At 58.7% G+C, this 24,116-nt stretch carries 21 protein-coding genes; 13 read left to right on the top strand and 8 right to left on the bottom strand.

Annotated features, from left to right (window positions below; genetic code table 11):
- Positions 1-130: 130 nt before the first annotated feature.
- Positions 131-1,576 (bottom strand): coniferyl aldehyde dehydrogenase, encoded by a 1,446-nt coding sequence (locus J122_RS01515; RefSeq protein ID WP_061330827.1) that lies wholly within the window; start codon positions 1,574-1,576, stop codon positions 131-133.
- A gap of 177 nt (positions 1,577-1,753) precedes the next feature.
- Here J122_RS01515 and J122_RS01510 point away from each other — a divergent pair, with 177 nt between their 5' ends.
- Positions 1,754-2,464: a TetR/AcrR family transcriptional regulator gene (locus J122_RS01510; RefSeq protein WP_061330826.1), complete on the top strand. Its 711-nt coding sequence runs from the start codon at positions 1,754-1,756 to the stop codon at positions 2,462-2,464.
- Between the two features lie 142 nt (positions 2,465-2,606).
- Here the strand turns inward: J122_RS01510 and yihA are convergent, their stop codons facing one another.
- Positions 2,607-3,245 carry a ribosome biogenesis GTP-binding protein YihA/YsxC gene (yihA, locus tag J122_RS01505; protein WP_061330825.1) on the bottom strand — a complete coding sequence of 213 codons (639 nt, stop codon included), beginning with the start codon at positions 3,243-3,245 and terminating at the stop codon, positions 2,607-2,609.
- Between the two features lie 182 nt (positions 3,246-3,427).
- On the opposite strand from yihA, the gene J122_RS01500 reads away from it, so the two are divergent.
- From J122_RS01500 to J122_RS01490, 3 genes are all read left to right on the top strand, one after another.
- The gene (locus tag J122_RS01500; RefSeq protein ID WP_061330824.1) at positions 3,428-4,036 is read left to right on the top strand and encodes a c-type cytochrome; all 609 of its coding nucleotides are present in this window, start codon (positions 3,428-3,430) and stop codon (positions 4,034-4,036) included.
- A gap of 156 nt (positions 4,037-4,192) precedes the next feature.
- Positions 4,193-4,828, top strand: coding sequence for a thiol:disulfide interchange protein DsbA/DsbL (locus J122_RS01495; RefSeq protein WP_061330823.1), 636 nt, complete (start codon positions 4,193-4,195; stop codon positions 4,826-4,828).
- A 50-nt stretch (positions 4,829-4,878) separates the two neighbouring features.
- Positions 4,879-5,739 (top strand): endonuclease/exonuclease/phosphatase family protein, encoded by an 861-nt coding sequence (locus J122_RS01490; RefSeq protein WP_061330822.1) that lies wholly within the window; start codon positions 4,879-4,881, stop codon positions 5,737-5,739.
- Between the two features lie 92 nt (positions 5,740-5,831).
- On the opposite strand, the gene rpmG is transcribed toward J122_RS01490, so the two are convergent.
- The 3 genes from rpmG to radC form a co-directional block, all read right to left on the bottom strand.
- Positions 5,832-5,987 carry a 50S ribosomal protein L33 gene (rpmG, locus tag J122_RS01485; protein ID WP_008173465.1) on the bottom strand — a complete coding sequence of 52 codons (156 nt, stop codon included), beginning with the start codon at positions 5,985-5,987 and terminating at the stop codon, positions 5,832-5,834.
- 11 nt (positions 5,988-5,998) lie between these two features.
- The gene (rpmB, locus tag J122_RS01480) at positions 5,999-6,235 is read right to left on the bottom strand and encodes a 50S ribosomal protein L28 (protein WP_058091504.1); all 237 of its coding nucleotides are present in this window, start codon (positions 6,233-6,235) and stop codon (positions 5,999-6,001) included.
- A gap of 218 nt (positions 6,236-6,453) precedes the next feature.
- Complete coding sequence (gene radC / locus J122_RS01475) at positions 6,454-7,128, bottom strand: RadC family protein (protein ID WP_061330821.1); 675 nt, start codon at positions 7,126-7,128, stop codon at positions 6,454-6,456.
- Positions 7,129-7,302: 174 nt separating this feature from the next.
- Here radC and coaBC point away from each other — a divergent pair, with 174 nt between their 5' ends.
- The 7 genes from coaBC to argA all read left to right on the top strand — a co-directional run bounded on the left by coaBC (position 7,303) and on the right by argA (position 16,433).
- Complete coding sequence (gene coaBC, locus J122_RS01470) at positions 7,303-8,517, top strand: bifunctional phosphopantothenoylcysteine decarboxylase/phosphopantothenate--cysteine ligase CoaBC (protein ID WP_061330820.1); 1,215 nt, start codon at positions 7,303-7,305, stop codon at positions 8,515-8,517.
- Entirely contained in the window at positions 8,514-8,975 is a 462-nt protein-coding gene (dut, locus tag J122_RS01465) for a dUTP diphosphatase (RefSeq protein WP_058091501.1), read from the top strand. The genes coaBC and dut overlap by 4 nt, the downstream gene beginning before the upstream one ends.
- A gap of 97 nt (positions 8,976-9,072) precedes the next feature.
- Positions 9,073-11,712 (top strand): phosphomannomutase/phosphoglucomutase, encoded by a 2,640-nt coding sequence (locus J122_RS25985; protein WP_061330819.1) that lies wholly within the window; start codon positions 9,073-9,075, stop codon positions 11,710-11,712.
- A 38-nt stretch (positions 11,713-11,750) separates the two neighbouring features.
- The gene (argB, locus tag J122_RS01455; protein ID WP_058091499.1) at positions 11,751-12,647 is read left to right on the top strand and encodes an acetylglutamate kinase; all 897 of its coding nucleotides are present in this window, start codon (positions 11,751-11,753) and stop codon (positions 12,645-12,647) included.
- Between the two features lie 24 nt (positions 12,648-12,671).
- The gene (locus tag J122_RS01450; RefSeq protein ID WP_061330818.1) at positions 12,672-13,916 is read left to right on the top strand and encodes a hypothetical protein; all 1,245 of its coding nucleotides are present in this window, start codon (positions 12,672-12,674) and stop codon (positions 13,914-13,916) included.
- A 22-nt stretch (positions 13,917-13,938) separates the two neighbouring features.
- Entirely contained in the window at positions 13,939-15,108 is a 1,170-nt protein-coding gene (argE, locus tag J122_RS01445; RefSeq protein ID WP_061330817.1) for an acetylornithine deacetylase, read from the top strand.
- 17 nt (positions 15,109-15,125) lie between these two features.
- Positions 15,126-16,433 (top strand): amino-acid N-acetyltransferase, encoded by a 1,308-nt coding sequence (gene argA, locus J122_RS01440; RefSeq protein WP_061330946.1) that lies wholly within the window; start codon positions 15,126-15,128, stop codon positions 16,431-16,433.
- On the opposite strand, the gene J122_RS01435 is transcribed toward argA, so the two are convergent.
- On the bottom strand, positions 16,407-17,477 hold the full coding sequence (locus tag J122_RS01435; RefSeq protein ID WP_061330816.1) for an aminopeptidase: 1,071 nt from the start codon (positions 17,475-17,477) through the stop codon (positions 16,407-16,409). The two genes, argA and J122_RS01435, sit on opposite strands and share 27 nt — an antisense overlap.
- 193 nt (positions 17,478-17,670) lie before the next feature.
- Between J122_RS01435 and J122_RS01430 the strand changes: the two genes are divergently transcribed.
- Together J122_RS01430 and J122_RS01425 are read left to right on the top strand one after the other, a co-directional pair.
- On the top strand, positions 17,671-21,423 hold the full coding sequence (locus J122_RS01430; protein ID WP_061330815.1) for a DUF1631 family protein: 3,753 nt from the start codon (positions 17,671-17,673) through the stop codon (positions 21,421-21,423).
- Between the two features lie 18 nt (positions 21,424-21,441).
- On the top strand, positions 21,442-22,308 hold the full coding sequence (locus J122_RS01425; protein ID WP_061330814.1) for a phosphoribulokinase: 867 nt from the start codon (positions 21,442-21,444) through the stop codon (positions 22,306-22,308).
- A 3-nt stretch (positions 22,309-22,311) separates the two neighbouring features.
- Here J122_RS01425 and J122_RS01420 read toward each other — a convergent pair whose 3' ends face one another.
- Complete coding sequence (locus tag J122_RS01420; protein ID WP_061330813.1) at positions 22,312-23,172, bottom strand: pirin family protein; 861 nt, start codon at positions 23,170-23,172, stop codon at positions 22,312-22,314.
- Positions 23,173-23,305: 133 nt separating this feature from the next.
- Entirely contained in the window at positions 23,306-24,097 is a 792-nt protein-coding gene (gene speD / locus J122_RS01415; protein ID WP_061330812.1) for an adenosylmethionine decarboxylase, read from the bottom strand.
- Positions 24,098-24,116 lie beyond the last annotated feature (19 nt).

The following is a 24,116-nucleotide window of genomic DNA, read 5'->3' as shown; positions in this document are numbered from 1 at the left end:
GGCTGGGGTGTGGTGCGTCTTTCCAAGACTGTGCAAAACAGGGATGTTTTGCTCAAGCTTACATGGAAGTATTCACGGCGTGTCTTGGAAAGACGCACCACACTCCAGCCCTGCACCAAGCAGTCAGGCTTCAGCGAATAAACAGCTTATAAACCATCCGATGGGCCGCCGTTCCGTGCGGCGCATAGACAAACTTACCGCTGTTGAACTTCTGCTTGGTAAAGATCGCCCGATGATGGGAGAAGGTCAGAAACCCTTCTTTACCGTGGTAATGGCCCATACCGGAATCACCGATACCCCCAAACGGCAGATCATCCTGCGCCACATGCATCAACGCATCGTTGATACACATACCGCCAGACAGCGTGTTATCCACCACAAACTGCTGATGCGACTTGTCATAGCCAAAGAAATACAGCGCCAGCGGACGCGGACGATCATTGATGTAATGAACGGCTTCCTCCAGACCGCCGTAACTCACCACCGGCAGAATCGGCCCGAAAATCTCATCCTGCATCACCTTCATATCCGGCGTGGTTTTCAATACCAGCGTCAGCGGAATCTTCCGGGTGCCGTCCTTCATGTTCTCATTGGCCGGATTGATCTCCACCAGCTCCGCACCCTTGGCCCGGGCGTCCTCCAGATAGCTCTGCAGGCGATCGTACTGGCGCTCATTGATGATCGCCGTGAAATCATCGTTATCCCGCAGGCTTGGATACATCTCCGCAAACTTCGCGCGGAACTCATCCACAAACCCCTGAACCCGATCCGCCGGGCATAGAACGTAATCCGGTGCCACACAGGTCTGGCCCGCATTAAATGCCTTACCGAAAGCAATCCGCTGGGCCGCGTCTTCCATCGGCACATCCGGAGACACAATCGCAGGCGACTTGCCGCCCAGTTCCAGGGTCACCGGCGTCAGGTTTTCTGCGGCCGCGCGCATCACCAGTTTGCCTACCGAGGTGGAACCGGTGAACAGCAGATGATCAAAGGGGCGCTGGGAGAAATCAGCGGCCACGTCCGCCTCGCCGGTAATCACCGACACCAGGTCCTCCGGGAACATGGATTCAATGATTTCCTTGAACAGTGCGGAGGTGTGCGGAGTGAATTCCGACATCTTGATCATGGTGCGATTGCCGGCAGCCAGAGACGCCACCAGTGGACCGACAGCCAGATACAGCGGATAGTTCCAGGGCACGATCACACCGACCACACCCTTGGGCTGGTAATGCACCTTGTTGCTGGCGGGCTGGAACAGAACGGAGACGTGCCGCTTGGATGGCTTCATCCACTCGTTCAGGTGCTTGAGCGTGTAGTTGATACCCTGGATGGATGGCATTACCTCGGCAATCAGGGTTTCATCTTTGGAACGGCAGCTGAAGTCCCTGTCAATGGCCTCTACCAGACGGTCCTGATGGCTTAGCAAGGCACGCTTGAGCCGTTTCAGATTCTCCTTGCGTTCGGTCAGAGACGGCATCGGGTTGTTCCGGAACGCCTTCTTCTGGTCCTCAAACACGCGATGGGTGTGCTGAATCTGCTTTTTGCTCTCGGTGAGCTGGACGACAGTGGCTCCCATGTTTCTCTCCCCATTGGCTGCCGGGCGATACCCTGAGCCTGTTGTTTTTGGTTGGCTAAAATCTGGACGATTTGCACTTGAGGCTATTATTAGAGTATATACTCTAGGCAGTCAAGAAATGACGGTTGGCTCATCGGGCCATCCGTGATGCAGATAACAACAATCACTGGCGGGACGATGAAAACCAGAGACAAGATTCTGCTATCCAGTCTGGAGCTGTTTAACGAGCGGGGTGAAAGGAACATCACCACCAATCACATTGCCGCGCACCTGGCGATTTCTCCGGGCAACCTGTATTACCACTTCCGGAACAAGTCCGACATCATCTACGAGATCTTCCAGGAGTATGAAAAACTGGTGGATTATTACCTCGATATTCCGGAGGATCGGCTGCTGACGCTCGACGACCTGACCTTTTACCTGGAATCGGTGTTTGACGGTTTGTGGAGTTACCGCTTCTTTCACCGGGACCTGGAATATCTGCTGGACAGCGATACCCGGCTGCGCCAGGACTACCGGGAATTCACCAATCGATGCCTTGCTGCCATCAATCGGATCTTCGGCAAGCTGGCGGAGGCGGGTATCATCGAGCCGCAGCCGGAAGATCTACGTTCGGCCATGTCGCTCAACGTCTGGCTGGTGATCACCAACTGGATGGCTTTTCTGAAGACCGCCCACGCCAGTGACGAGCCTGCCAGTCTCACCCTGACCGAACTCAAGCAGGGTATTTATCAGGTGCTGACTCTGGAATTGCCTTATCTGACCCCGGATTATCGCGAGCAGGTGCTGGCGTTACGTGAAAAGTATCGGCCAACGCTGCCGGAAAATCCGGAGCAGAACGGCGAGTCCTCGCGGGCTGAAACCGGGGTTTCTGTCGGGGTTGGTTAAAAATTGAACTTTTTTCCGCGATCGCGTTCAAAGGTAGTGACGTGGGAAACCGGACATTTCCTGCGTCTCCTGAGTGAGTTCTCAGGTACGTCGCAAACCCTGACGTTTCACCGGCCTGTCTGATGGCAGGCCGGTTTTTTCATCAGGGGGTTTCCGATTCCGGCGCTTCCAGCCAGTCTGTCAATGCTTCCCGGCATTCATCCACGCCTCGTTTTGATGTGGCGGAAAACATAATCAGGTGTGCAACGCACGCAAAGGGTTTCAGTTTCTGGGCAATGCCCAGCATGGCCGTTTTCGCTTGCCCGAATTTCAGCTTGTCAGCTTTGGTGGCAAGAATCATCAACGGCAGGTTGTTATGCTCGCACCATTCCACCATCATTTGGTCGAAGTCGGTGAGTGGGTGCCGGATATCCATCACCAGCACGAGGCCTCGCAGGCAGCGGCGATCATTCAGGTAATGCCCCAGATGCTGTTGCCAGTCGTCTTTCATGTCTCGGGAGACCTTGGCGTAGCCGTAACCGGGCAGGTCGACCAGGCGCATGTTTTCTTTATTGAGTGTAAAAAAGTTTATCAGCCGGGTGCGGCCGGGTGTTTTACTGGTCCGGGCCAGTTTGCCGTTGGCAGTAATGGCGTTCAGCGCGCTGGACTTGCCGGCATTGGAACGCCCGGCGAAGGCAACTTCGGCACCGATGTCTGGCGGGCACTCGTCCAGTTTGGACGCGCTGATCAGAAAACGGGCACTGTTGAACGAAACGCTTTTTTGAGTCAGATCAGGGTCCACGATGGTTGGTATTCCTTTGGATTTCAGTTATCGGCGATTAATGTATAATGCTACACCAATTTCCGGCGGGACGCTGCGCGTTGCCGCTGTCAGCCCCGGTGAAAAGCCAGACAGATTGGCGCCTGCCGGCTGCACAACGAAGAATACTTTCAAGATGCAAAGATGAGAGAAGCGGAGCGAGCATGAAAAGACTGATCGCAGGAGTTGTTCTCGGAGTTGGCCTGACGGCAATGGCTCACGGGGCAGGGGATCCGGAAGCGGGTGAACAGAACGCAGCGGTGTGTGCCAGCTGTCATGGCGAGGGTGGTGGCAAGCCGATCATGGCGGTGTATCCGAAGCTGACCGGGCTGGGAGAGAAGTATCTGTATCAGCAATTGGTGGATATCAAGAATGGCGATCGCGCCATTGCGGAAATGACCGGTTTGCTGGATAACATGTCTGATCAGGATCTGTGGGATCTGGCTGCCTACTACAACGAGCAGGAAATGGTTGTGGGCCAGGCGGATCCGGATTTGGTTGAGCGTGGTCAGGCACTCTACCGTGGCGGTAACATGGCCTCCGGCGTTCCTGCCTGTGCTGCTTGTCACAGTCCGAACGGCGTTGGCAATGAGCCTGCAGGCTACCCGGCACTGGGTGGTCAGACCGCCGAGTACATCGAAAAGCAATTGAAAGCCTATCGTGACGGTGAGCGTGCTGGTACCTCTAATGCCAACATCATGGTGGACGTTGCCACCCGCCTGACCGATGCTGAAATCAAGGCGTTGGCAAACTACGTTTCTGGCCTTAACTGAGTCCGGCTTCTGTAGCGAGTTGTAAAAACCCCGCCAAGGCGGGGTTTTTGCTGCTTACCTTTCCGTAACCATTCCCTTCTGGCCAGCAGTGGAACTTTCCCGGTTTGCTGGGTCATAATCGTTGGCACATCAGAACATCGAACTCGGAGATTCCCGATGATAAGAACACTAGGCACAGTTGTTGTTTTCGCGCTGTCTATGGCGGTCGGTGCTGTTGCGCAGGCTCAGTCATGGGTTGAAGGCACCCATTACCGCACATTGGATAATCCCGTTCGCACCGCATCCGATGACGGCGTAGAGGTTGCTGAAGTGTTCTGGTACGGCTGTCCGCATTGCTATACCTTCAAACCACTGATCGAGTCCTGGGCTGATCAGGCTCCCGATTACGTGAACGTCGTGAAGTTGCCAGCGGCACTTGGGCAGAGCTGGGAGCCGCATGCTTATGCCTTTTATGCGTTAGAGGCCATGGGCGAGCTGGATAAGGTTCATGACGCCCTGTTTACCGCGCTGGCTGGTGAACGTCGCCCCCTGAATTCCCCCGAAGCCCTGGCGGATTTCGTCAGCGGGCACGGCGTTGATGCCGAGGAGTTTCTCAACAACTACCGCAGCTTCGGTGTTCGTGCACGGGTTCAGCAGGCCCAGGCCAAGATCCGCGGCGCGCGCATCACCGGTACACCGACTATGCTGGTAAATGGCAAGTACGTGGTCAGCGCCTCCATGGCAGGTGGTCATGAGGCCGTGTTGTCTGTGGTTGACTACCTGGTCGAGCAGGAACGTGCTGCGGCAGAATGAGCCGCCGGTAGTGAGGGGCGCGTTCAGGTTCAGCGTGGGAATCCCCTGTTATGTATAAGCGTCTGCGCAATCAGATTAATGGCATTCTCCGGGGGCCGGAAGGTCCCCGGGGGGCCTGTTCTGGTAGCGAGCATGTGCCTGAGTTCGAGCCCCATCGTCATATCCGGCTGCTCACCTTCAATATCCAGGTGGGCATCAATACCTCGTCTTACCATCACTACCTGACCCGCAGCTGGCAGCACTTTCTGCCTCATCGTCGCCGCATCGAGAATCTCGACCGTATTGCCACCCTGTTGCGGCAATACGACGTGGTGGCGTTGCAGGAATGCGACGGTGGCAGTTTGCGCAGTGGCTATATCAACCAGGTTCAGTATCTGGCAGAAGCCGCCGGTATTCCCTACTGGTATCAGCAATTAAACCGCAATCTTGGTCAGATCGCGCAGCACAGTAACGGTCTGTTGAGTCGGTATCGGCCTCTGGATGTCACTGAGCACAAGCTGCCCGGCCTGATTCCTGGCCGTGGAGCGATCATTGCCCGCTATGGTTCGGAAGACGATCCGCTCATACTGGTACAAATGCACCTGTCTCTCAGCAAGGCGGCACAGCAGCGGCAACTGGGTTACGTGCGGGATCTCATTGCCGACTACCGGCACGTAGTCCTGATGGGGGATATGAATGCTCATGCAGAGCAGCTGCTGACCCAAACGCCCTTGAAAGAAACCGACTTGATACCCCTGCCGGGCACGGCTCACAGTTTCCCCAGTTGGCGGCCCGAAAAGGCCCTGGACCACATTATGGTCAGTCCTTCCCTGGAAATCCGACGTGCCGAGGTGATCAGTTATCCGGTATCGGATCATTTGCCCATCGCCATGGATGTGGCCTTGCCGAAGGGGTACCTGGAAACTTTTTAAGGCCTGCGAGGCCCTTTCGGTGCAGGGGTGTTTTGCTCAGGTATAAAAAAACCCGGCTCGCTGGCCGGGTTTTTTTGTGGAGGCAGGATCAATTACTTGATCTTGGCTTCCTTGTACGCAACGTGCTTGCGGACAACCGGATCGTACTTTTTGATCTCGATTTTTTCCGGAGTGTTACGCTTGTTCTTTTTGGTCGTGTAGAAGTGACCAGTGCCTGCTGATGAAACCAGCTTGATTTTCTCGCGCATGATGCGGCTCCTTAAACTTTCTCGCCGCGGGCACGAAGATCGGCCAGCACAGCGTCGATGCCTTTTTTGTCGATGATGCGCATGCCCTTGGTGGAAACGCGCAGCTTCACGAAACGCTTCTCGGTCTCAACCCAGAAACGGTGGTTCTGCAGATTCGGCAGAAAACGACGACGAGTGTGGTTCATCGCGTGGGATACATTGTTACCGGTAACCGGACGCTTACCGGTAACCTGACAAACTCTGGACATACTTGCCTCCGACCTGAGCAATGGTCTATCAATACGAATTCGTTTTTTAATGCGTCTCTGGTTGCTCCGGAGCAATAACTGCCACCGGTTCGCGCCTCTAAACTGAACGCTGCTCGCCAGACGCCGCCAGAAAGGGACGCTTTTATACCAGAACTGGCCGACCAACGCAAAAAATTGTTGGGAATTTGGCCAGTTTTCCGGAATCGACCCTGCTGCAGCTACATCAACCCTCTTTCAGCCAGGGATATTACCTCACCATGGCCGATAACCATATGGTCAAGAACCCTGATATCCACCAGTCCGAGCGCTTCTTTCAGTCTGCGGGTCAGGGAAATGTCCGCCTGGCTGGGCTCCGCGACGCCAGAGGGGTGATTGTGGGCAAAAATGACAGCGGCGGCGTTGTCTTCGAGGGCCTGGCGAACCACTTCCCGGGGATACACGGCCGCGCCGTCAATGGTGCCGCGAAACAGTTCCCGGTACTGGATCACCCGGTGGCGGTTATCCAGAAACAGGCCGGCGAACACTTCGTGGGGGTAAGTGCCCAGCCGGCTGGTGAGAAAACGGCGGGTGTCGGCCGGTGAGCGTAGCGGATCGCCCTGGCGCAGTGGTTCGTCCATCACCCGGCGGGCCATCTCCATGGCGGCCTGAACCTGGGCGTATTTGGCCGTGCCCAGGCCTTTGACCTCACAGAACTGCCTGCGGGAGGCGGTCATCAAGCCCCGCAGGCCGGAAAACTCGGCGATCAGATGGCGGGCCAGTTGCATCACCGGCATGCCGGTGGCGCCGGTGCGCAGGAAAATGGCCAGGAGTTCGGCGTCAGACAGGGCTTCCGGGCCGTGGGCCAGAAGGCGCTCACGGGGCCGTTCATCGGTTGGCCAGGCAGGGTTGGTCATGCTGTGCTTCCTTGCGTGTCAGATTGTGATGCATCCTGCATCGGTTCTCAGAATTACAAAGGTTACTCCAAAAAGTAACATTTGGTAAACGAACGGGTGCTCTTGCAGGCTGCCTGCCGGGCCCGGGCGTGCTATCTTATAACCCTTTCATTTTACGGGATTACGGAGCCCTTCATGGCTGCCAAACGAATTCTGCTGGGAATCACCGGTGGCATTGCTGCCTATAAAAGTGCCGAACTGGTCCGGCTGCTCAAGAAAGCGGGCCTTGAAGTGCGGGTGGTGATGACCCGGGGTGCCGAGGCATTTGTGACGCCGCTGACGTTTCAGGCTCTCAGCGGCGAGCCGGTGCGTACATCGCTGCTGGACCCGGAGGCCGAGGCCGGCATGGGTCATATTGAACTGGCCAAATGGGCCGATCAGGTGGTGGTGGCGCCCGCGTCTGCGGATTTTCTTGCCCGTCTGGCCCAGGGCATGGCGGATGACCTGCTGACCACGGTTTGTTGTGCCACTGAGGCGCCCATTGCAGTGGCCCCCGCCATGAATCAGGCCATGTGGAAAAATTTCCGGACCCAGAGAAATATGTCTCTGCTGGCGGAAGACCCGCAGATTACCGTCTGGGGGCCGGATCAGGGCGAGCAGGCTTGTGGTGATACAGGCCCTGGCCGGATGCTGGAGCCGGACGCCCTTGCCAGCTGGATTCTGGCTGATGCCACCCGGGCCACTGTCGGAGCGCTGGCGGGAAAACGGGTGGTGATCACTGCCGGCCCTACCCGTGAACCCATTGATCCGGTGCGTTATATCTCCAACCACAGCTCCGGCAAAATGGGTTATGCCCTGGCTCGGGCGGCAGCAGATGCGGGCGCCCAGGTGGTGCTGGTGAGTGGCCCGGTTAACCTGCCGGTGCCGGATGGCGTGGCAGTCCGGCCGGTGATGACGGCGCAAGACATGTTGCAGGAAGCCGAGCGGGTAGTGGCGGAGGGCTGCGACATTTTTATCGCCACGGCGGCGGTGGCTGATTACCGGCCTGCTGCCTGTGCCGGCGACAAGATCAAGAAAACGGACGAAGCGATGACACTGTCGCTGGTGCGCAATCCGGATACGCTGGCGACCATTGCCGCCCGCAAGAATCCTCCGTTTACCGTGGGCTTCGCCGCGGAAACCACAGATGTCGCCCGCTATGCCAACGATAAAATGCAACGCAAGAAGCTCAATATGATCGTGGCCAACGACGTGTCCGTCCCGGGGCTGGGCTTTAACAGCGATCAGAACGCCGTCACGGTATTCTGGCCGAGCGGGGAGCAGGCGATTGGCCCGGACAGCAAACAGGCCATCGCAGACACATTGGTGGCGTTGATCGCCGAACACAGCAACAAGGTCGGGAACTCATGACGCAAAAGAAACTGCAGGTACGAATCCTGGACGATCGAATTGGCACCGACATACCGTTTCCGGAGTATGCAACGCCGGGCTCGGCCGGCCTGGATCTGCGTGCTTGCCTGAATGCGCCATTAACGGTCGAGCCGGGCGAGACTCACCTGATTCCGACCGGACTATCCGTGCACATTGCCGACCCGTCGCTGGCGGCAATGATCCTGCCGCGCAGCGGTCTTGGCCACAAGCACGGCATCGTGCTGGGCAACCTGGTGGGGTTAATCGATTCCGATTATCAGGGTGAATTGATGGTGTCATGCTGGAACCGGGGCCAAACCGCTTTCACCATCGCCATCGGTGAACGTATTGCCCAGCTGGTTCTGGTGCCGGTTGTGCAGGCAGACTTTGAAGTGGTGTCTGAATTCGGCGCCAGTACCCGCGGAGAGGGCGGGTTTGGTTCAACCGGAACGCACTGAGTCGGTTACCGGAGGCTGGCAGCGTTTATGCAGGTCGGCGTCTATACTTTGCTGGTAACTGATTGTCCGGGACGTAAAAATCATTGCGGGAAGCACTATGAAACTCGGTAAAAAGAAAATCAAAGAGCCGTCGGTGGATGACAATCCCGAAAAGAAGCCGGGAAAGAAAAACAAGCGAAAAGCAGAATCTTCAGGGTCAGGCCTCAAGCGACTCAATACCGTAGCACTCAACCAGGCGCTGGTGGTGGTTCTGGCCGGCGTGGTTGCGGTGGCCCTGCTTCATTTCCTGGTCATTGTGCCCGCCGGTGAGCGCAGTTACCAGCAGGCCCGGGTGGTTGAGGCCGACGGCGCCCAACAGAGGCTGAACCAGTATTTTAGCGCCCAGCAGGAACAAGTGCGTGCCCTGGCCAATCAGCGCTATGTGAGCAATCAGCTTGCCGAACAAGGTGACCGGGACGAGCTGGCGCGCCAGCTGCAGGCGGCGTTGCCGGGAGCCCAGGCGGTTTTTGTCTTCCGTTACCGCGATATTCCCCGCACCGGCAGCAGCGACGGCCTGCTCGGGTTTGCCGGCCTGGAGCTGGCCCGGCGGGCAGAGAACGGGCAGTCACTATTGCCGGACGCCTTTCCCCGTAACGATCAGTGGTATCTTCAGTACGCCGCGCCAGTTCGACATCCGGTCAGCAATGCAGTGCAGGGCAGTGTGCTGGTGGTTTACGGCGCGGATCAGCTCCAGCCGCTTCTGACCGTTGGCAACCGCCAGTTGGGAGGCCAGTTGTCGCTGGTGCAGGCGGCATCGGGTTCCCAGCGCACCGTGGTCAGCGCCGGCCGGGGGGCGGGCCCTTCTGAAGCCAGAACCCTGACGAATCCGGACTGGTCGGTGGTGTTCCAGCCGGCCCGGGCGCCAGAGGCGCCGGTCAATACCATTGTGGCTGCCGTGCTGGTCGGCATTCCGGCACTGGCGGCCGCGATTGTTGTCTGGGTGTTGTTGGGCGGCGCCCAGCGAGGCATTCGCCAGGATGTGACGGCCCTGATCCAGTGGTCGCACAAGGTGTTTGGTGGCGAGCGGGTGAAACTGCCGACCTTCCGTTGGGATATGGTGGCCTCTACTGGCGAGGTGCTGTTCCGCCTGTCGCAGATGGTTGATAAACGGCTGGCAAAGGCCGCCGAGAGCGCAAAACCGCAGCCATCGGCAGCCGGTGCCAGAAAGCCCGCCTCCGGTGAAGAAGAACCCCTGTTCCAGGACAAGGACATGCCCGACATCGATATGCTCGATGGCGACGAGGATGTGCTTGGTTTTGGCAGTGGCGATGATGCCCTGTTTGATGAGGATATCCCCGAGGTAGTGGAAGCCGAGCTGCCGTCGGTCGAGGTTGCCCCTGAAATCTTCAGGGCCTATGACATCCGGGGCATTGTTGGCGAGACCTTGTCGCCCGACGTGGTGAGGGTGATTGGTCTTGCCATTGGTTCCGAGGCCTCGGCCCGTGGAGTTACCTCCATCTGCGTTGGTTACGATGGTCGCCATTCCAGCCCGGAGCTGGCCGATGCGCTGGCCGGTGGCATCATGGCCACCGGCTGCAATGTGATCCATGTCGGAGCAGTACCCACGCCGGTGCTCTATTTCGCAACACACCAGCTGCAGACAGGCTCCGGTGTGATGGTGACCGGTAGCCACAACCCCGCCAACTATAATGGCCTGAAAATCATGCTGGGCGGTGAAACCCTGTCTGGCGAGGCGATTCAGAAACTTTACCAGCGTATTCAGACCGCCGACTTCACCTCTGGTCAGGGCGCCCAGTCCCGGGAAGATGTGCGCCGGGCCTATCTGGACCGGATTGTCGGTGACATCGCCGTGGCTGCCCCGCTCAAAGTCGTGGTGGATGCCGGCAATGGTATCGCGGGCGAACTCGGCCCCATGCTGATCGAGGAACTTGGCTGTGAGGTAACCCCGCTGTATTGCGAGGTGGATGGCGACTTCCCCAATCACCACCCGGACCCCGGCAAGCCAGCCAATCTGCAGGATCTGATCGCCAAAGTGCAGGAAACCGGCGCCGATATCGGCTTGGCCTTCGACGGTGACGGCGACCGCCTGGGCGTGGTGACCAACACTGGCAAGATCATCTGGCCAGACCGGTTACTGATGCTGTTCGCCCGGGATGTGGTGTCCCGTAACCCGGGCGCGGACGTACTGTACGATGTGAAATGCAGCCGCCGCCTGGCGGGCGTGATTTCCGAAGCTGGCGGCCGGCCCATCATGTGGAAATCCGGCCACTCCCTGATGAAAGCGAAAATGAAAGAAAGCGGTGCCCTGTTGGCTGGTGAAATGAGCGGCCACGTGTTCTTTGGTGAGCGTTGGTACGGTTTCGATGACGGCCTGTATTCGGCAGCCCGGTTGCTGGAAATCCTGGGTATTGAGGATCGTCACAGTGACGATGTCTTTGCCGATTTCCCTGAGGATATCAGCACGCCTGAGCTGAATGTCGAGGTGACGGAAAGCGAGAAGTTCGCGATCATTGAGCGCCTCGGTGAACTGGGTGAATTTGGTGACGGCAACATCAGTACCATCGACGGCATTCGGGTAGATTATACCTATGGCTGGGGGCTGTGCCGGGCATCCAACACCACGCCGGTTCTGGTACTCAGGTTCGAAGCTGAAACCGACGAGGCGCTTGAACGAATCAAAGCCGTCTTCCGCGAACAATTACAGAAGGCCGCACCCGACCTGGTTGCGGGCTTCTGACAAGACACATTCTCTGACAGTAAGGAATGCACATCACCATGGCGCTGGATCGTGAAACAGCAATGCAGGTGGCCTCGGTACTGAGCCGGGGCCTGCCCTATATCCAAAGATTTACTGGCAAGACCGTTGTGATCAAATACGGCGGTAATGCCATGGAAAACGAAGAGCTCAAAAGCAGCTTTGCCCGGGACGTGGTGCTGATGAAACTGGTGGGTATCAACCCCATCGTGGTTCACGGCGGCGGCCCCCAGATTGGCGAGCTGCTGGAGCGTTTGAACATCAAATCCCGCTTTGTGAACGGCATGCGCGTAACCGATGCTGAAACCATGGATGTGGTGGAAATGGTGCTGGGTGGCCAGGTAAACAAGGAAATTGTATCCCTGATCAACGCCCAGGGAGGCACCGCCGTGGGCCTGACCGGTAAAGACGCCAACCTGATTCGTGCCCGCAAGCTGGAGGTGGTTGACCGTTCACCGGAACTGGAACGACCGGAGATCATCGACATTGGCCACGTGGGCGAGGTTGCTAGTGTTAATGTCGACGTGATCGACATGCTCACCCGCAGCAACGTGATTCCGGTGATCGCCCCGATCGGTGTGGGCCCGGATGGCGCCTCCTACAACATCAACGCCGACCTGGTGGCCGGCAAGGTGGCGGAAGCCATGAAGGCGGAAAAGCTGATTCTGCTGACCAATGTCTCCGGCCTGAAGAGCAAGGAAGACAAGGTGCTGACCGGCCTGACCGCCCAGCAGGTCAACGACCTGATTGATGATGGCACCATCCACGGGGGCATGCTGCCGAAGATTCGCTGCGCGCTCAGTGCGGTGGAAAACGGCGTGCGCACCTCCCACATCATTGATGGCCGTGTTGCCCATGCCTGTCTGCTGGAAATCTTTACCGACGAAGGCGTTGGTACCCTGATTTCCCGGAACTAAACAACCTGACCCGGGAGCAACCGGATGAAGCGCCTGTTGTCATTTCTGATCACGTTGGGAATCGTGGCTTTTGTCGGTTTCAAGGCCGGCGTCTGGTGGCTGACGGATCAGCGCATGGCACAAGCGCGGTCGGAGCTTTCCAGCTATGGTGTGCTGGAGCGAGGCCAGATTGGTTCCGCTCTGGATGGGCGGGTGACCCTGAGGCAATCCCGCTGGGAAGATTTCCGACTGACCCAGCCGTTGCAGCTGGGTCTGATTGAGTTTGATGCCGGTTCCCCGGTGACCCTGCTGACCACCCTGGCCAACCCGTCACCGCTGCCGGCGACCTGGTCGCTGGCGGCAGAGCAGGCCAGCATGGCTCTGGAGCCTACCATGTTCCGGAACTGGCTGACCGCGGGTACCGAGACACAATCGCGGCTGCCGCCGCTGGTGTCACTGGCCTGTGCACCTGATCCCCGGCAGCAGTTGGGCAGTGGCGACCTGATGCGCATGGGCATTTCCGCTATTCGCGGTGATGTGCACCTGAAGCAGAGCCCTGAGGGGGTCCGGTTGGAGATCAACAGTGCAGAAACCGGCAGCCTGGAAGCGGAATGGCCGGGCGCCCGGGTTCATCTATCCGGCCTGGCGGCCACCCTGGAGAGCAGTGCTGAACCGGTTCGTATTACGTTTCGTGATGCCGGCCTGATGCGCCGCCTGTCGGCATACTGTGCCCGGGAAACCGGGCAGGACGTGAACCAATGGGCCCGTAACGCTGTCTCGGTGATGGAGGCAGGCCTGAAAGCCCGCGGCTACGATGGTAGCGATCAGTTGCTCGCGCTCTATCGACAGTGGCTGATGGAAGGTGGCGAGTTGCAATTTGCCATTCAGCCCGGCGCTGGAACTTATGGAATACCGGTACGCTCGGAATCCGTGACCGAAGCGGCCTGGCCCGTTGACTATAACGGTGCCGGGGTCCCCGACATCTACCTGACCGAAATGGTAGTCCCTGAGCCACAGTTGCCCTTGGAGGCGCTGGAACCGGTGATTCCCCGGGAGGAGCCCGGCGTTCAGCAATGGTACCCGGCGGACCTGGAAGGGGTGCAGACCTGGCTGGGGCGGCAGGTCAGGGTGACGCTGTCTAACGGTAATCAGGTAGAAGGCCGCCTGGTCAGCGTGGGTGAGCGTGAGCTGGAAGTGTCACGCACCGTTGCCGGCGGAGAGGTGGCTTATCCAATATTGATTCGGGCCATCACCCAATTTGATGTCTGGCGGCGGGGCAGGGCAGACTGAGATCAACGGCCGGGAGGCTACCATGGCGCACAGCACTGACAAGTTACAGACCGTACCGGACATCCGGGACATGCTGACCCGGTTGATTTCGCTGCCCTCCATCAGCAGCGCATCACCGGACTGGGACCACAGTAACGAGGCGGTTGTAAAAACCCTGGCCGAATGGCTGGAGCCCATGGGGTTTGCGGTGGAAATCCTGGAAGTGCCGGGTATGCCGGGCAAATACAACCTGATTGCCACCCTGGGCAGCGGTCCGGGCGGGTTGGTGCTGTCTGGCCATACCGATACCGTTCCGTTCGATGACAAGCGCTGGCAAAGCGATCCGTTCACGCTGACCGAAAAGGACAATCGCTGGTACGGCCTGGGCACCTGCGATATGAAAGGCTTCTTTCCGCTGGCCATTGAAGCGGCCAAAGCCTTTGTCGACCAACCGCTTCAGCAACCATTGATCATCCTGGCTACCGCCGACGAAGAAAGCTCCATGAACGGCGCACGGGCTCTGGCTGAGGCCGGCAAACCGAAGGCCCGGTATGCGGTGATCGGCGAGCCGACCAATCTCAAGCCGGTGCGGATGCACAAGGGCATCATGATGGAGCGGCTGCGCTTTGATGGTCAGTCCGGCCATTCCTCCAACCCGGACCTTGGTCGTAATGCTCTGGAGGGCATGCACGAGGCCTTGGGGGAACTGCTGAGTCTGCGCACGGAATGGCAGGAAAAATATCGAAACCCCAACTTCAAGGTGCAGGTGCCGACGCTGAACCTGGGCTGCATTCACGGGGGTGACAACCCGAACCGGATCTGCGCCCAGTGCGAACTCCACTTCGATTTGCGACCGTTGCCGGGGATGAACATGGAAACCCTGCGCCAGGCGATCCTCAACCGGATGCAGCCCCTGGCAGAACGCCGGCAATTGAATCTGACTTTCGAGCCCCTGTTCGACGGCGTACCGCCTTTTGAAACGCCGGCCGATGCGGCCCTGGTCAAGGCGTGTGAAACGCTGACCGGCCATACCGCCCACGCGGTTGCCTTCGCCACCGAGGCGCCCTGGTTGCAGAAGCTGGGCCTGGAAACCCTGGTGATGGGGCCTGGTTCCATCGACCAGGCCCATCAGCCGGATGAGTTTCTTGAGATGTCGCAATTACAACCAACCGTGGACATTCTGCGCGGGCTGATCAAGCAGTTCTGTCTGTGATGGAAGGGGAGAAAGGTTTGAAATCGAACGAATGGCTGCACGGATTCCGCCACTCATCTCCGTACATCAACGCTCATCGCGGCCGAACCGTCGTGCTGACGATGCCCGGCGACGCCATCGAGCACCGGAACTTCATCAATATCATCCACGATATTGCCTTGCTCAGCAGCCTGGGTGTGCGTCTGGTGGTGGCCTTCGGTGGTCGCCCGCAGATTCAGTCCCGGCTGGACGACGCCGGCCTGGAGTCCGCCTTTGCCCGTGGCCTGCGCATCACCCCGGATAACCATCTGCCCCTGGTTATGGAGGCTATTGGCGGATTACGGGCCTACCTGGAGAGCCAGTTATCCATGGGCCTGGTCAACTCGCCCATGCACAATGCCAGAATCCGGGTCACCAGTGGAAACTATGTCACCGCCAAGCCCGTGGGCGTCCTGGATGGCGTGGATTTCGGCTACACCGGGAAAGTGCGCCGGGTGGATACCCGTGGCATCGAACAGCTGCTGGAACAGGGCCACATCGTTCTACTGCCGCCCATGGGGTATTCGCCCACCGGCGATGCCTTCAACTTGTCCTACGAGGACGTTGGCAGCCAGGTAGCGGCTGCGTTGCAGGCAGAAAAACTGATCGTGTTCATCGATGACGAAGGCCTGCTTGAAGAAGACGGCTCGCTGATTCGGGAACTGTCGGCTCGCCAGGCATCGGAACGCCTCAATACCAATGCGGTGACCGGCCACGACGCGGCATTGCTCAAAGCAGCCTGTGATGCCTGTGTGAAAGGCGTGCGGCGGGCCCACATCATCAGCTACGTTGAGGATGGCGCGTTGCTGGAGGAGCTGTTCACCCGGGACGGTTCCGGTACCCTGGTCAGTGGGGATAACTACGAGCAGATCCGCCAGGCCAGGGTGGAAGATATCGGGGGTATTCTGGAGTTGATCCAGCCCCTTGAAGAGCAGGGTATCCTGGTGCGTCGTTCCCGGGAAATGCTGGAAACCGAAGTGGACCGCTTCGTGGTGGCCGAGCGGGATGGCACGATCGTTGGCTGTGCCGCACTCTACCACTACCCGGACGAAGGCACCGGTGAACTGTCCTGTTTTGCGGTCGACCCGTCGTACCGGCGTGCCGGGCGTGGTGACGACATTCTGGCGATGATTGAAAAGCTGGCGAAGGCCCAGGGTATCCGCAAACTGTTCGTGCTGACCACCCAGACCGAACACTGGTTCCGGGAGCGGGGCTTTCTGCCCACGGCGGTGCAGGATTTGCCCGGGCCAAAGCTGGCCTCCTACAACACCCAACGCAACTCAAAGGTGTTCTACAAACCGTTGTGACAGGGCGCTGAGCTGTTGTTCCCGCGCCTCCGGCGTGGCCCTGGACAAGGTCTTGACCGAGTCATAGAAGCGCCCGAAGTCGTAGTGGTGATCCCGCAACAATTGCCGGAATGCCGGCACATGCTGGTTGTATTGCTGGAACAGAGCCAGGTTGGCGTTGTTCAGGCGCACCGGTGGTGTGCCAAAAGGGCCAGGCTCCGGGTAGTCTTCGGATAGCTTGGCGTAGGCAAGGGCCAGTTCCTCCAACAGGGTTGCCTTGCGGCCCCTTAGCACGTCAGCGGCCAGTACCTGTTGTTGCTGATAAAGCTGTCGGAGCTGTGCGCTGGTTCCGTTGACCAGGTCCAGGGTCCGGTTACGGTGCTCCAGCCGCTGCAGGGCGCGGTCAAAACCGGCTTCGGACGCCTGCTGTTCCAGCCAGATTCTCAGGCCTTCCAGTTCAACGGCGGTGGCAAAGCTTTCGTTGAACGCGGTGTCTTCCTTGATATACACCACCTGATGGGCCAGTTCGTGGAACATCAGTGCCACCATGCGGTCATCTGGCAGGCTGGTAAAACCGGTGTGCAGAGGGTCATTGAACCAGCCCAGGGTAGAGTAGGCAGTGACAGCGCCGATGAAGGTGTCGTAATCCTGTGCGTTGAACCGGGCCTGCTCCTTGCGCGCCCGCTCCAGATTGAAGTAGCCTCGGTAGGCTTGGCAGCCCACCACGGGATAACACCACTGGTGAGGGTCCAGCGAGAATTCGGGTACAGCAACCAGGTTGACCACAACCCAGGGCTGGTCCAGTTCAACGTATTTGGTAAAGGCCTTGCCGACGGGTAGCTGAAGTACGTCATTTGCGAAGGTGCGTGCGGACTGTGCAACGGACAGTTTTCGTTTCAGTTCAGGGTCAGTTTGTGGGTCGCGGGCAACCGATTCCACAGGTTGTCCCCGCAGCATCAGTGAAAGATGGCCGCCCACTGCCTGGCCATAGTAGCCAATGGTCGAACACCCCTGGAGCCCCGTTAACAGTAGCAAAAGAAGATAGATCTGACTAAGCTGTCTCATGTATCCGTACGTTGTGATTGATGGTCTTTCCGGCTCCGCCCTGGTGCTCGTCGTGACAGGCTCGCTGGCTGTTTTCCGGGGCTGGCTATACTCTTTTTATCATAACAGCAGATCACAGCCACTAACTCAGGGATGTTCGCCAGGGCAACGGTCATTGGCGACCAGGCCGGCTTATCAATTGGTCAGGTAGTTCATGGATCCGAGAGAACGTCGTAGCAGTACCCGACAGCCCATTAAACTCGCGGCACAGATCGACGCAGGTGGCGGTAATACCTGGCCCTGCCAGATTGCTGATTTTTGCGCCGAAGGCCTGTTCATACGTTATTCCGGTGAAACCTCCCGAAAACTGGACCGGGTGTTCGATCAAAACCAGCCGTCCGAGCTGGTGGTTCGTTTTCGCGGTGCGGATGGTCAGCGTCGTTACGAACTGCACGTCAGTCCCGTTCGGCGTATCGACGGCGCCATGGGGGTAAACTTCACCCGCTCCAATCCCGACGCCTTGAATGCCATGCTGCAGCTTTGCGGCAGCAGTGGTGATCAGGCAAGGTCGTCGTTGCGGGCGCCGAGTGAGCGTGTGCAGTTTGTTCTCCATCAGTCCGCAAAAACGGTAACCAGTTTCATTGAGCCACTGATGGATGCCTGTTTCGTGCAGATGGCAGAGGCGCTCCGCAAGGCTGCCCAGAAGGCACCCAGCGACCAGTTGGCCAACGAGTATATGGACGCCTCAGGGCAGCTCCAGGCGCGCCAGAGGATTCTTTGGCACCATATGGCGAGGTTCCTGGAATCTCCTCTGAAGCCAGCCCAGAAGGGGGTGCCGGGGGCTGAGTTGTCTGTGGTCGACAAGAACGAGTTCGAAGACTGGCTGACCATCCGGGTAATGGTCACCCGGGCCGATACCCAGTACCGGGGCGACCTGCTTCAGCTCAAGCTGCGACTGGACAAGCTCGGTATCGCCAATCGCACCGGCCACCACAACCCGCTTGGGCCGGCGCTGGTCTGTGAGGCCTTCCATCATGCCTTGTTACAGCTCAAGGCATCCCGGGAAGTGGAGAAGATCTGCCTGAAGACCTTTGAGCAAACCGTGCTTAAACAACTGGCGCCGCTGTACCGGGAACTGAACAACATTCTCATTCGTCATGGGGTGCTGCCAGACCTGGACCTGTCCAAATACCTCAGTGAGCAGGCACCGCCAAAGAGCGAGCCCACGCCCGCGCCGAAAGATACCCGGCCAGAAGAGACTCGGGCCGGGAGGCCGGCTCAGCCCGCCGAGGAATCCCGCGGCACGACCACAAGTCGAGCCCTGAAAAGCCGGTTATCCGGCGAATTCCGCGGCTACGCCCAGGCCGCCCAGACGGCGTTTTCCACCGTTCGCAATCTGCTCACAACCCTGCAGGCAAGCCGGGTTTCCCGAGGGGAAAGTCCCCGGGAGGACTTTGCCCCCAATGCGCGCCCACTGTCGACCGGTGAACTGCACCGGGAATTGCAGGAGTTGCAGGTGCGCGCGGCGGGCCAGGAAGAATCCGCCGCCCCGCTGAAAGAGCGTGTGGTCGAGAAGATCAAGGAAATCGGCGAAGCCCGGCTGGATGACGAGCAGCAGCAAACCCTGGATGTCGTTGATCGCTTTTTCAAAAGTGTCGTGGAAAGCCCCAAGCTCAGTGACTATGTGCAGGCCCGGATGCGCCAACTGGAAGTGCCGGTGCTCAAGGTAGTGATGCGGGATCCGGCGTTTTTTGAGGATCAGGACAGCCCTGTCCGCGGCGTGATGAACCGTTTGGCCCAGCTGGGGGTGAAGGGTGGCCGCCTGAACCCGGTGGTCCAGCGACGGGTCGACGAGCTGGTTCAGCGCATTGCCACGGATTTCGAGCAGGACACCGGCGTGTTTGAACAGACGGTGACCGAGCTGGACACCCTGATTGACCGGCAGAATCTGGTCTACCGCCGGAACGTCGAGCGTGTAACGGCAGCGGCCGAGGGTGCCCAGAAGGTGTCTGAGTCCAAGGCGGCGGTGAGCGCCGCGATTGATCAGCGTATTGCCGGTCGCAAGGTACCCCGGGCGCTGGTCAGTTTGCTGGAAGGCGGCTGGCGGGACCTGTTGTCACTGACCTGGATTCGCCAGGGGCCAGACAGTCAGCTCTGGCAGGACTACCTGGCGGTGATTGATTCGCTGCTGGCCTTTGCCGATGATCCGGAGAGCAGTATCAACCTGCCGGAGCTTCTGCGGCTGATCCAGGACGGCCTGGCGTCGATATCCAGCAATCACATGCCGTCATCCCAGATTCGCGATGAATTGAAGCACTTCCTGGTTCGCCGGCCCGACAAAACCCCTGAGATGGTCGAAGTGCCGCCGGCAAAACCAGCCGAGAAAGACCCGCAAACCCTCAACGAGCGGGAACAGCGCAGCCTTCAGCGCTGGATCAACCGGTCACAGCAGCTGCGTACCGGGGACTGGCTGCGGGACCAGACCCGGCCTGATGAACCCCAGTATATCCGGCTGGTCTGGATTGCCCGGGGCTTTAGCCGCTTTGTCTTCGTCAATCATCAGGGCATGCGGGTGGTTGAGCTGGAGCTGGACGCGCTGGCCCGGCAGATGCGCAAAGGCGTCATCGTGCCTGATAACCAGTACGACCGACCACTGGTGGATGAAAGTATCGACCGCATGGTCCGCAACGTTTATGACCAGCTGTCCTGGGCATCCACCCATGACGAGCTGACCCGTTTGCTCAACCGCCGGGAGTTCGAACGGATGCTGGAGCAGCAGCTGGCCCGTCGTGAAGACAGCCGCACTCTGTTGCATCTGGACCTGCGTGGCTTCCGGTTGCTCAATGATACCGCTGGCTACCAGGCTGGTGATGAAACCCTCAAACAGGTGGCAGAGCTGTTGTGCCGCCATGTGGGTGATGGCATGCCGGTGGCGCGCCTGGCCGGCAATGAGTTCGCCATGCTGGTTGCGGAAGAGCAGGGCCAGGATGTGGCCGCGGCCCTGATTGAGGCCATTGAATCGGCAGAGTTTGCCTTTGGCGGCCGCCAGTATACGTTGTCGGCGAACGTTGGCCTGGTGGCCGAGTTGCCGGCTCTGGTGAGTGCTGAACGCTGGCTGAGAAGTTCGGAGCAGGCGTTATCCCAGGCCCGGAAAATGGGGCCGGGCAAGATCGCCGAATATACCCTGGATGCCGATGACCAGGCCCGCCAGGAGCAGATCGCCGCGCGCGTCGCCAGCCTGTCGGATCCGGATGAAGAACGCATGCTGCTGCGCTGCCAGAAGATCATACCGCTTCATGCTGAGGCCCGGATGACGGCCCAGTATGAGATTCTGATCAGCATGTACGATGACAGCGGCGCCCTGATAACCGGCCAGGATTTTGTGCGCATGGCTGAGCGCTATGACCGCATGCAGGCGGTGGACCGCTGGGTGGTCGGGCATATGCTGGACTGGCTGAGGGACCAGGCGCCGGACCCCCGACACGTCGGTGGCGTGTGTATCAACCTGTCTGGGTATTCGTTGAATGATCAGAGCTTGCTGGAATTTATCTATGAGAAGCTCAGTGAAAAAGACGCGCCCATCGAACGGCTGTGGTTTGAGCTGACCGAGGCTTCTGCCATCAGCGACGTGCAGGCGGTGGCCGATTTCATCATGGAAATGAAAGAACTGGGCTGCCGGTTCTGTCTGGGTAATTTCGGCAGTGGCCCCAGTTCGTTCCAGTTCATGCGTTCCCTGCCGGTGGATCTGATCAAGATTGACAGCGCCTTCACCAGCCAGCTGGTGTCGAGCCAGACTGACCAGGCAATGGTGAGATCCATGGTGGACATGGCGCACTACATGAACCGGGAAGTCATTGCCTCCCAGGTTGAATCCCGAGACGTTCTGGATATGCTCAGGCAGTTGGGTGTGGACTATGCTCAGGGCTTTGTTGTTGAAAAACCACGCCTGCTCACCAGCCTGACCTGATCCGGGGAATTTCTCATTATGTCCAAACGCCACCCTATCATAGCGGTGACTGGCTCCTCCGGGGCCGGCACGACCACCACCGGCCAGATTTTCAGGCGGTTGTTTGCCAGCGAGGAGTTGAACGCCGCCATGGTGGGGGGGGACAGTTTTCACCGGTACACCCGGGAACAGATGGCCCGGCTGGCGGCCAAGGGGCAGTTTGGCGAGCGTAACCACTTCGCCCTGGAAGCCAATCATATCGACCGTCTCGAAGCTTTGTTCTATGACTACAGCCATACCGGCAACGGACGATACCGCAAGTACGTTCACGATGAAGATCGCCAGCTGGTTGAGGCCGGTCATAAACCGGGGACCTTCACCCCCTGGGGACCACTACCGGCAGACACGGACCTGCTGTTCTATGAAGGGCTGCACGGGGGCGTGGTCAGCGAAAGCTTCAACATTGCCCAGTACGTTGACCTGCTGATCGGCGTGGTGCCCATTGTCAACCTGGAATGGATCCAGAAAATCCATCGGGATACCAACCAGCGGGGGTACAGTCAGGAGGCGGTAGTACAGACCATCATCAACCGTATGGAGGACTACGTGCACGATATCGTGCCCCAGTTTTCCCATACTCACATCAACTTCCAGCGGATACCGCTGGTGGATACGTCGAATCCCTTCATTGCCCGGGATGTGCCCAGTGAAGACGAAAGTATGGTGGTGATCCACTTTCGAGACTCCAACGAGGTGGACTTTTCCTGGCTGTTGCAGGCCATTCCCCAGAGCACGCTGTCACGCCACGACACGCTGGTGATTCCGGGGCCAAAGATGGCGTTGGCCATGGAGCTGATCATTCGTCCCATGATCCAACGCCTGATGGCGGGCCGAACCTTCGCCTGATGTTCAGGCGGCGGTTAAGCGACCGGTCTGGTAATCCCTCAGTGCCTGCTCGATTTCCTCACGGGTATTCATCACGAACGGCCCGTACTGAACAATCGGCTCACCTATCGGGCGGCCTGCAATCAACAGCAGCCGGGCACCGGATGGGCCAGCCGCCAGCAGGATCTCATCGCCGTCATCCAGCAGGTTGGCAGCCGATAGCCGAAGTTGGGTTTGTGCCTCACCAGTCACCAGGCTCGCGTTGCCCTCGTAGAGGTACAGCATGGCGTTCAGGGGCTGTGCCACGGGCAGCGAAAGCTGGGCATTGGGCTCAAGGTGAATGTCGGCGTATAGCGGTTCGGTAGTGCCGCCGGTCACGGCGCCGGATACCTGCACGCCGCTGACATTCATCTCGCCGGCAATCAGCTTTACCGAGGCTCCGGGCTGATTGAACACGGGGATGTCTTCGGGCTGAATATCCCGGTAGCCGGCTGGCTTCATTTTCTCGGCTGCCGGCAGGTTCAGCCACAACTGGAAGCCGCGCATGACACCGGATTCCTGTTGCGGCATTTCAGAATGCACGATGCCCCGGCCGGCGGTCATCCACTGCACGCCACCATTACGAAGGTTGCCACGGTTGCCCAGGTGGTCTTCGTGCAGCATGTGCCCTTCGATCATGTAGGTGACCGTCTCGAAGCCCCGGTGCGGGTGTGCAGGGAAGCCGGCGATATAGTCCTGGGGCTGGTCGGAGCCAAACTCATCCAGCATCAGGAACGGGTCCATGCGAATGGCCTGGCTTTGACCCAGTGAGCGTTTGATTTTTACGCCGGCGCCATCAGAGGTGCCCAGGGCGGGAATGATTTGTTTCAGGGAGCGAAGCGTCATGTCGTCCTCCTCTCGTTGATGATGGTTCTATTAAACCGGGGAGAGACGAAGGATGAAAACGCAGAATTCTGGCGGGGCAGATCAAAAAAACTGAAGAAGTTCAGCGGTGGCACGATGCCACCGCTGAACGAGCTTATTCCACGTTGCGGGAATAGAAGATTTCCAGCATTTCGCGGCGCAGCCGGTCTTCGATGGACTGGGCTTCGGCCGGGTCCAGTTCGCCGGCATTCACACCGAACACATAGTTATCCAGGTTAAACTCTTTCAGCATCATCTTGGTGTGGAACAGGTTTTCCTGATACACGTTCACATCGATCATCTGATAGGCGTTCTGGGTGTCCTCGGTCAGGTAGTTCTGGATCGAGTTGATGTCGTGGTCGATATAGTGCTTGGTGCCATCGACATCACGGGTGAAGCCGCGCACCCGGTAGTCCACTGTGACCACATCGGAGTCAAAACTGTGGATCAGATAGTTCAACACCTTCAGGGGTGAAATCAGGCCGCAGGTGGACACGTCGATATCGGCGCGGAAGGTGCTGACGCCATCGTGGGGATGGCTTTCCGGATAGGTGTGAACGGTCACATGGCTCTTGTCCAGGTGCGCCACGATGGTGTCGGGCAGCGGGCCCGGAGATTCCTCATTGTTGGCTTCGCTGTCGGTGAGTTCATGCTCTGCAATCAGCATGGTCACCGAGGCGCCGTGGGGCTCGTAGTCCTGGCGGGCAATGTTGAGGATGTTGGCGCCGATGATCTTGACCACGTCAGACAGGATCTGGGTCAAACGCTCGGCGTTGTACATCTCGTCGATATAGTCAATGTAGGCTTCACGTTGCTCTTCGGTCTGCGCGTAACAGATATCGTAGATGTTGAAGCTCAGGGATTTGGTCAGGTTGTTGAAACCGTGCAGCTGGAGTTTGGTTTCCATAATAATTGCTCACCTTTTG

The organism is Marinobacter excellens LAMA 842 (genome assembly GCF_001574445.1).
GTDB lineage: Bacteria > Pseudomonadota > Gammaproteobacteria > Pseudomonadales > Oleiphilaceae > Marinobacter > Marinobacter shengliensis.
The sequence above is the reverse complement of the archived record's forward strand: the minus strand, read 5'-3'. Positions and strand labels throughout refer to the sequence as shown.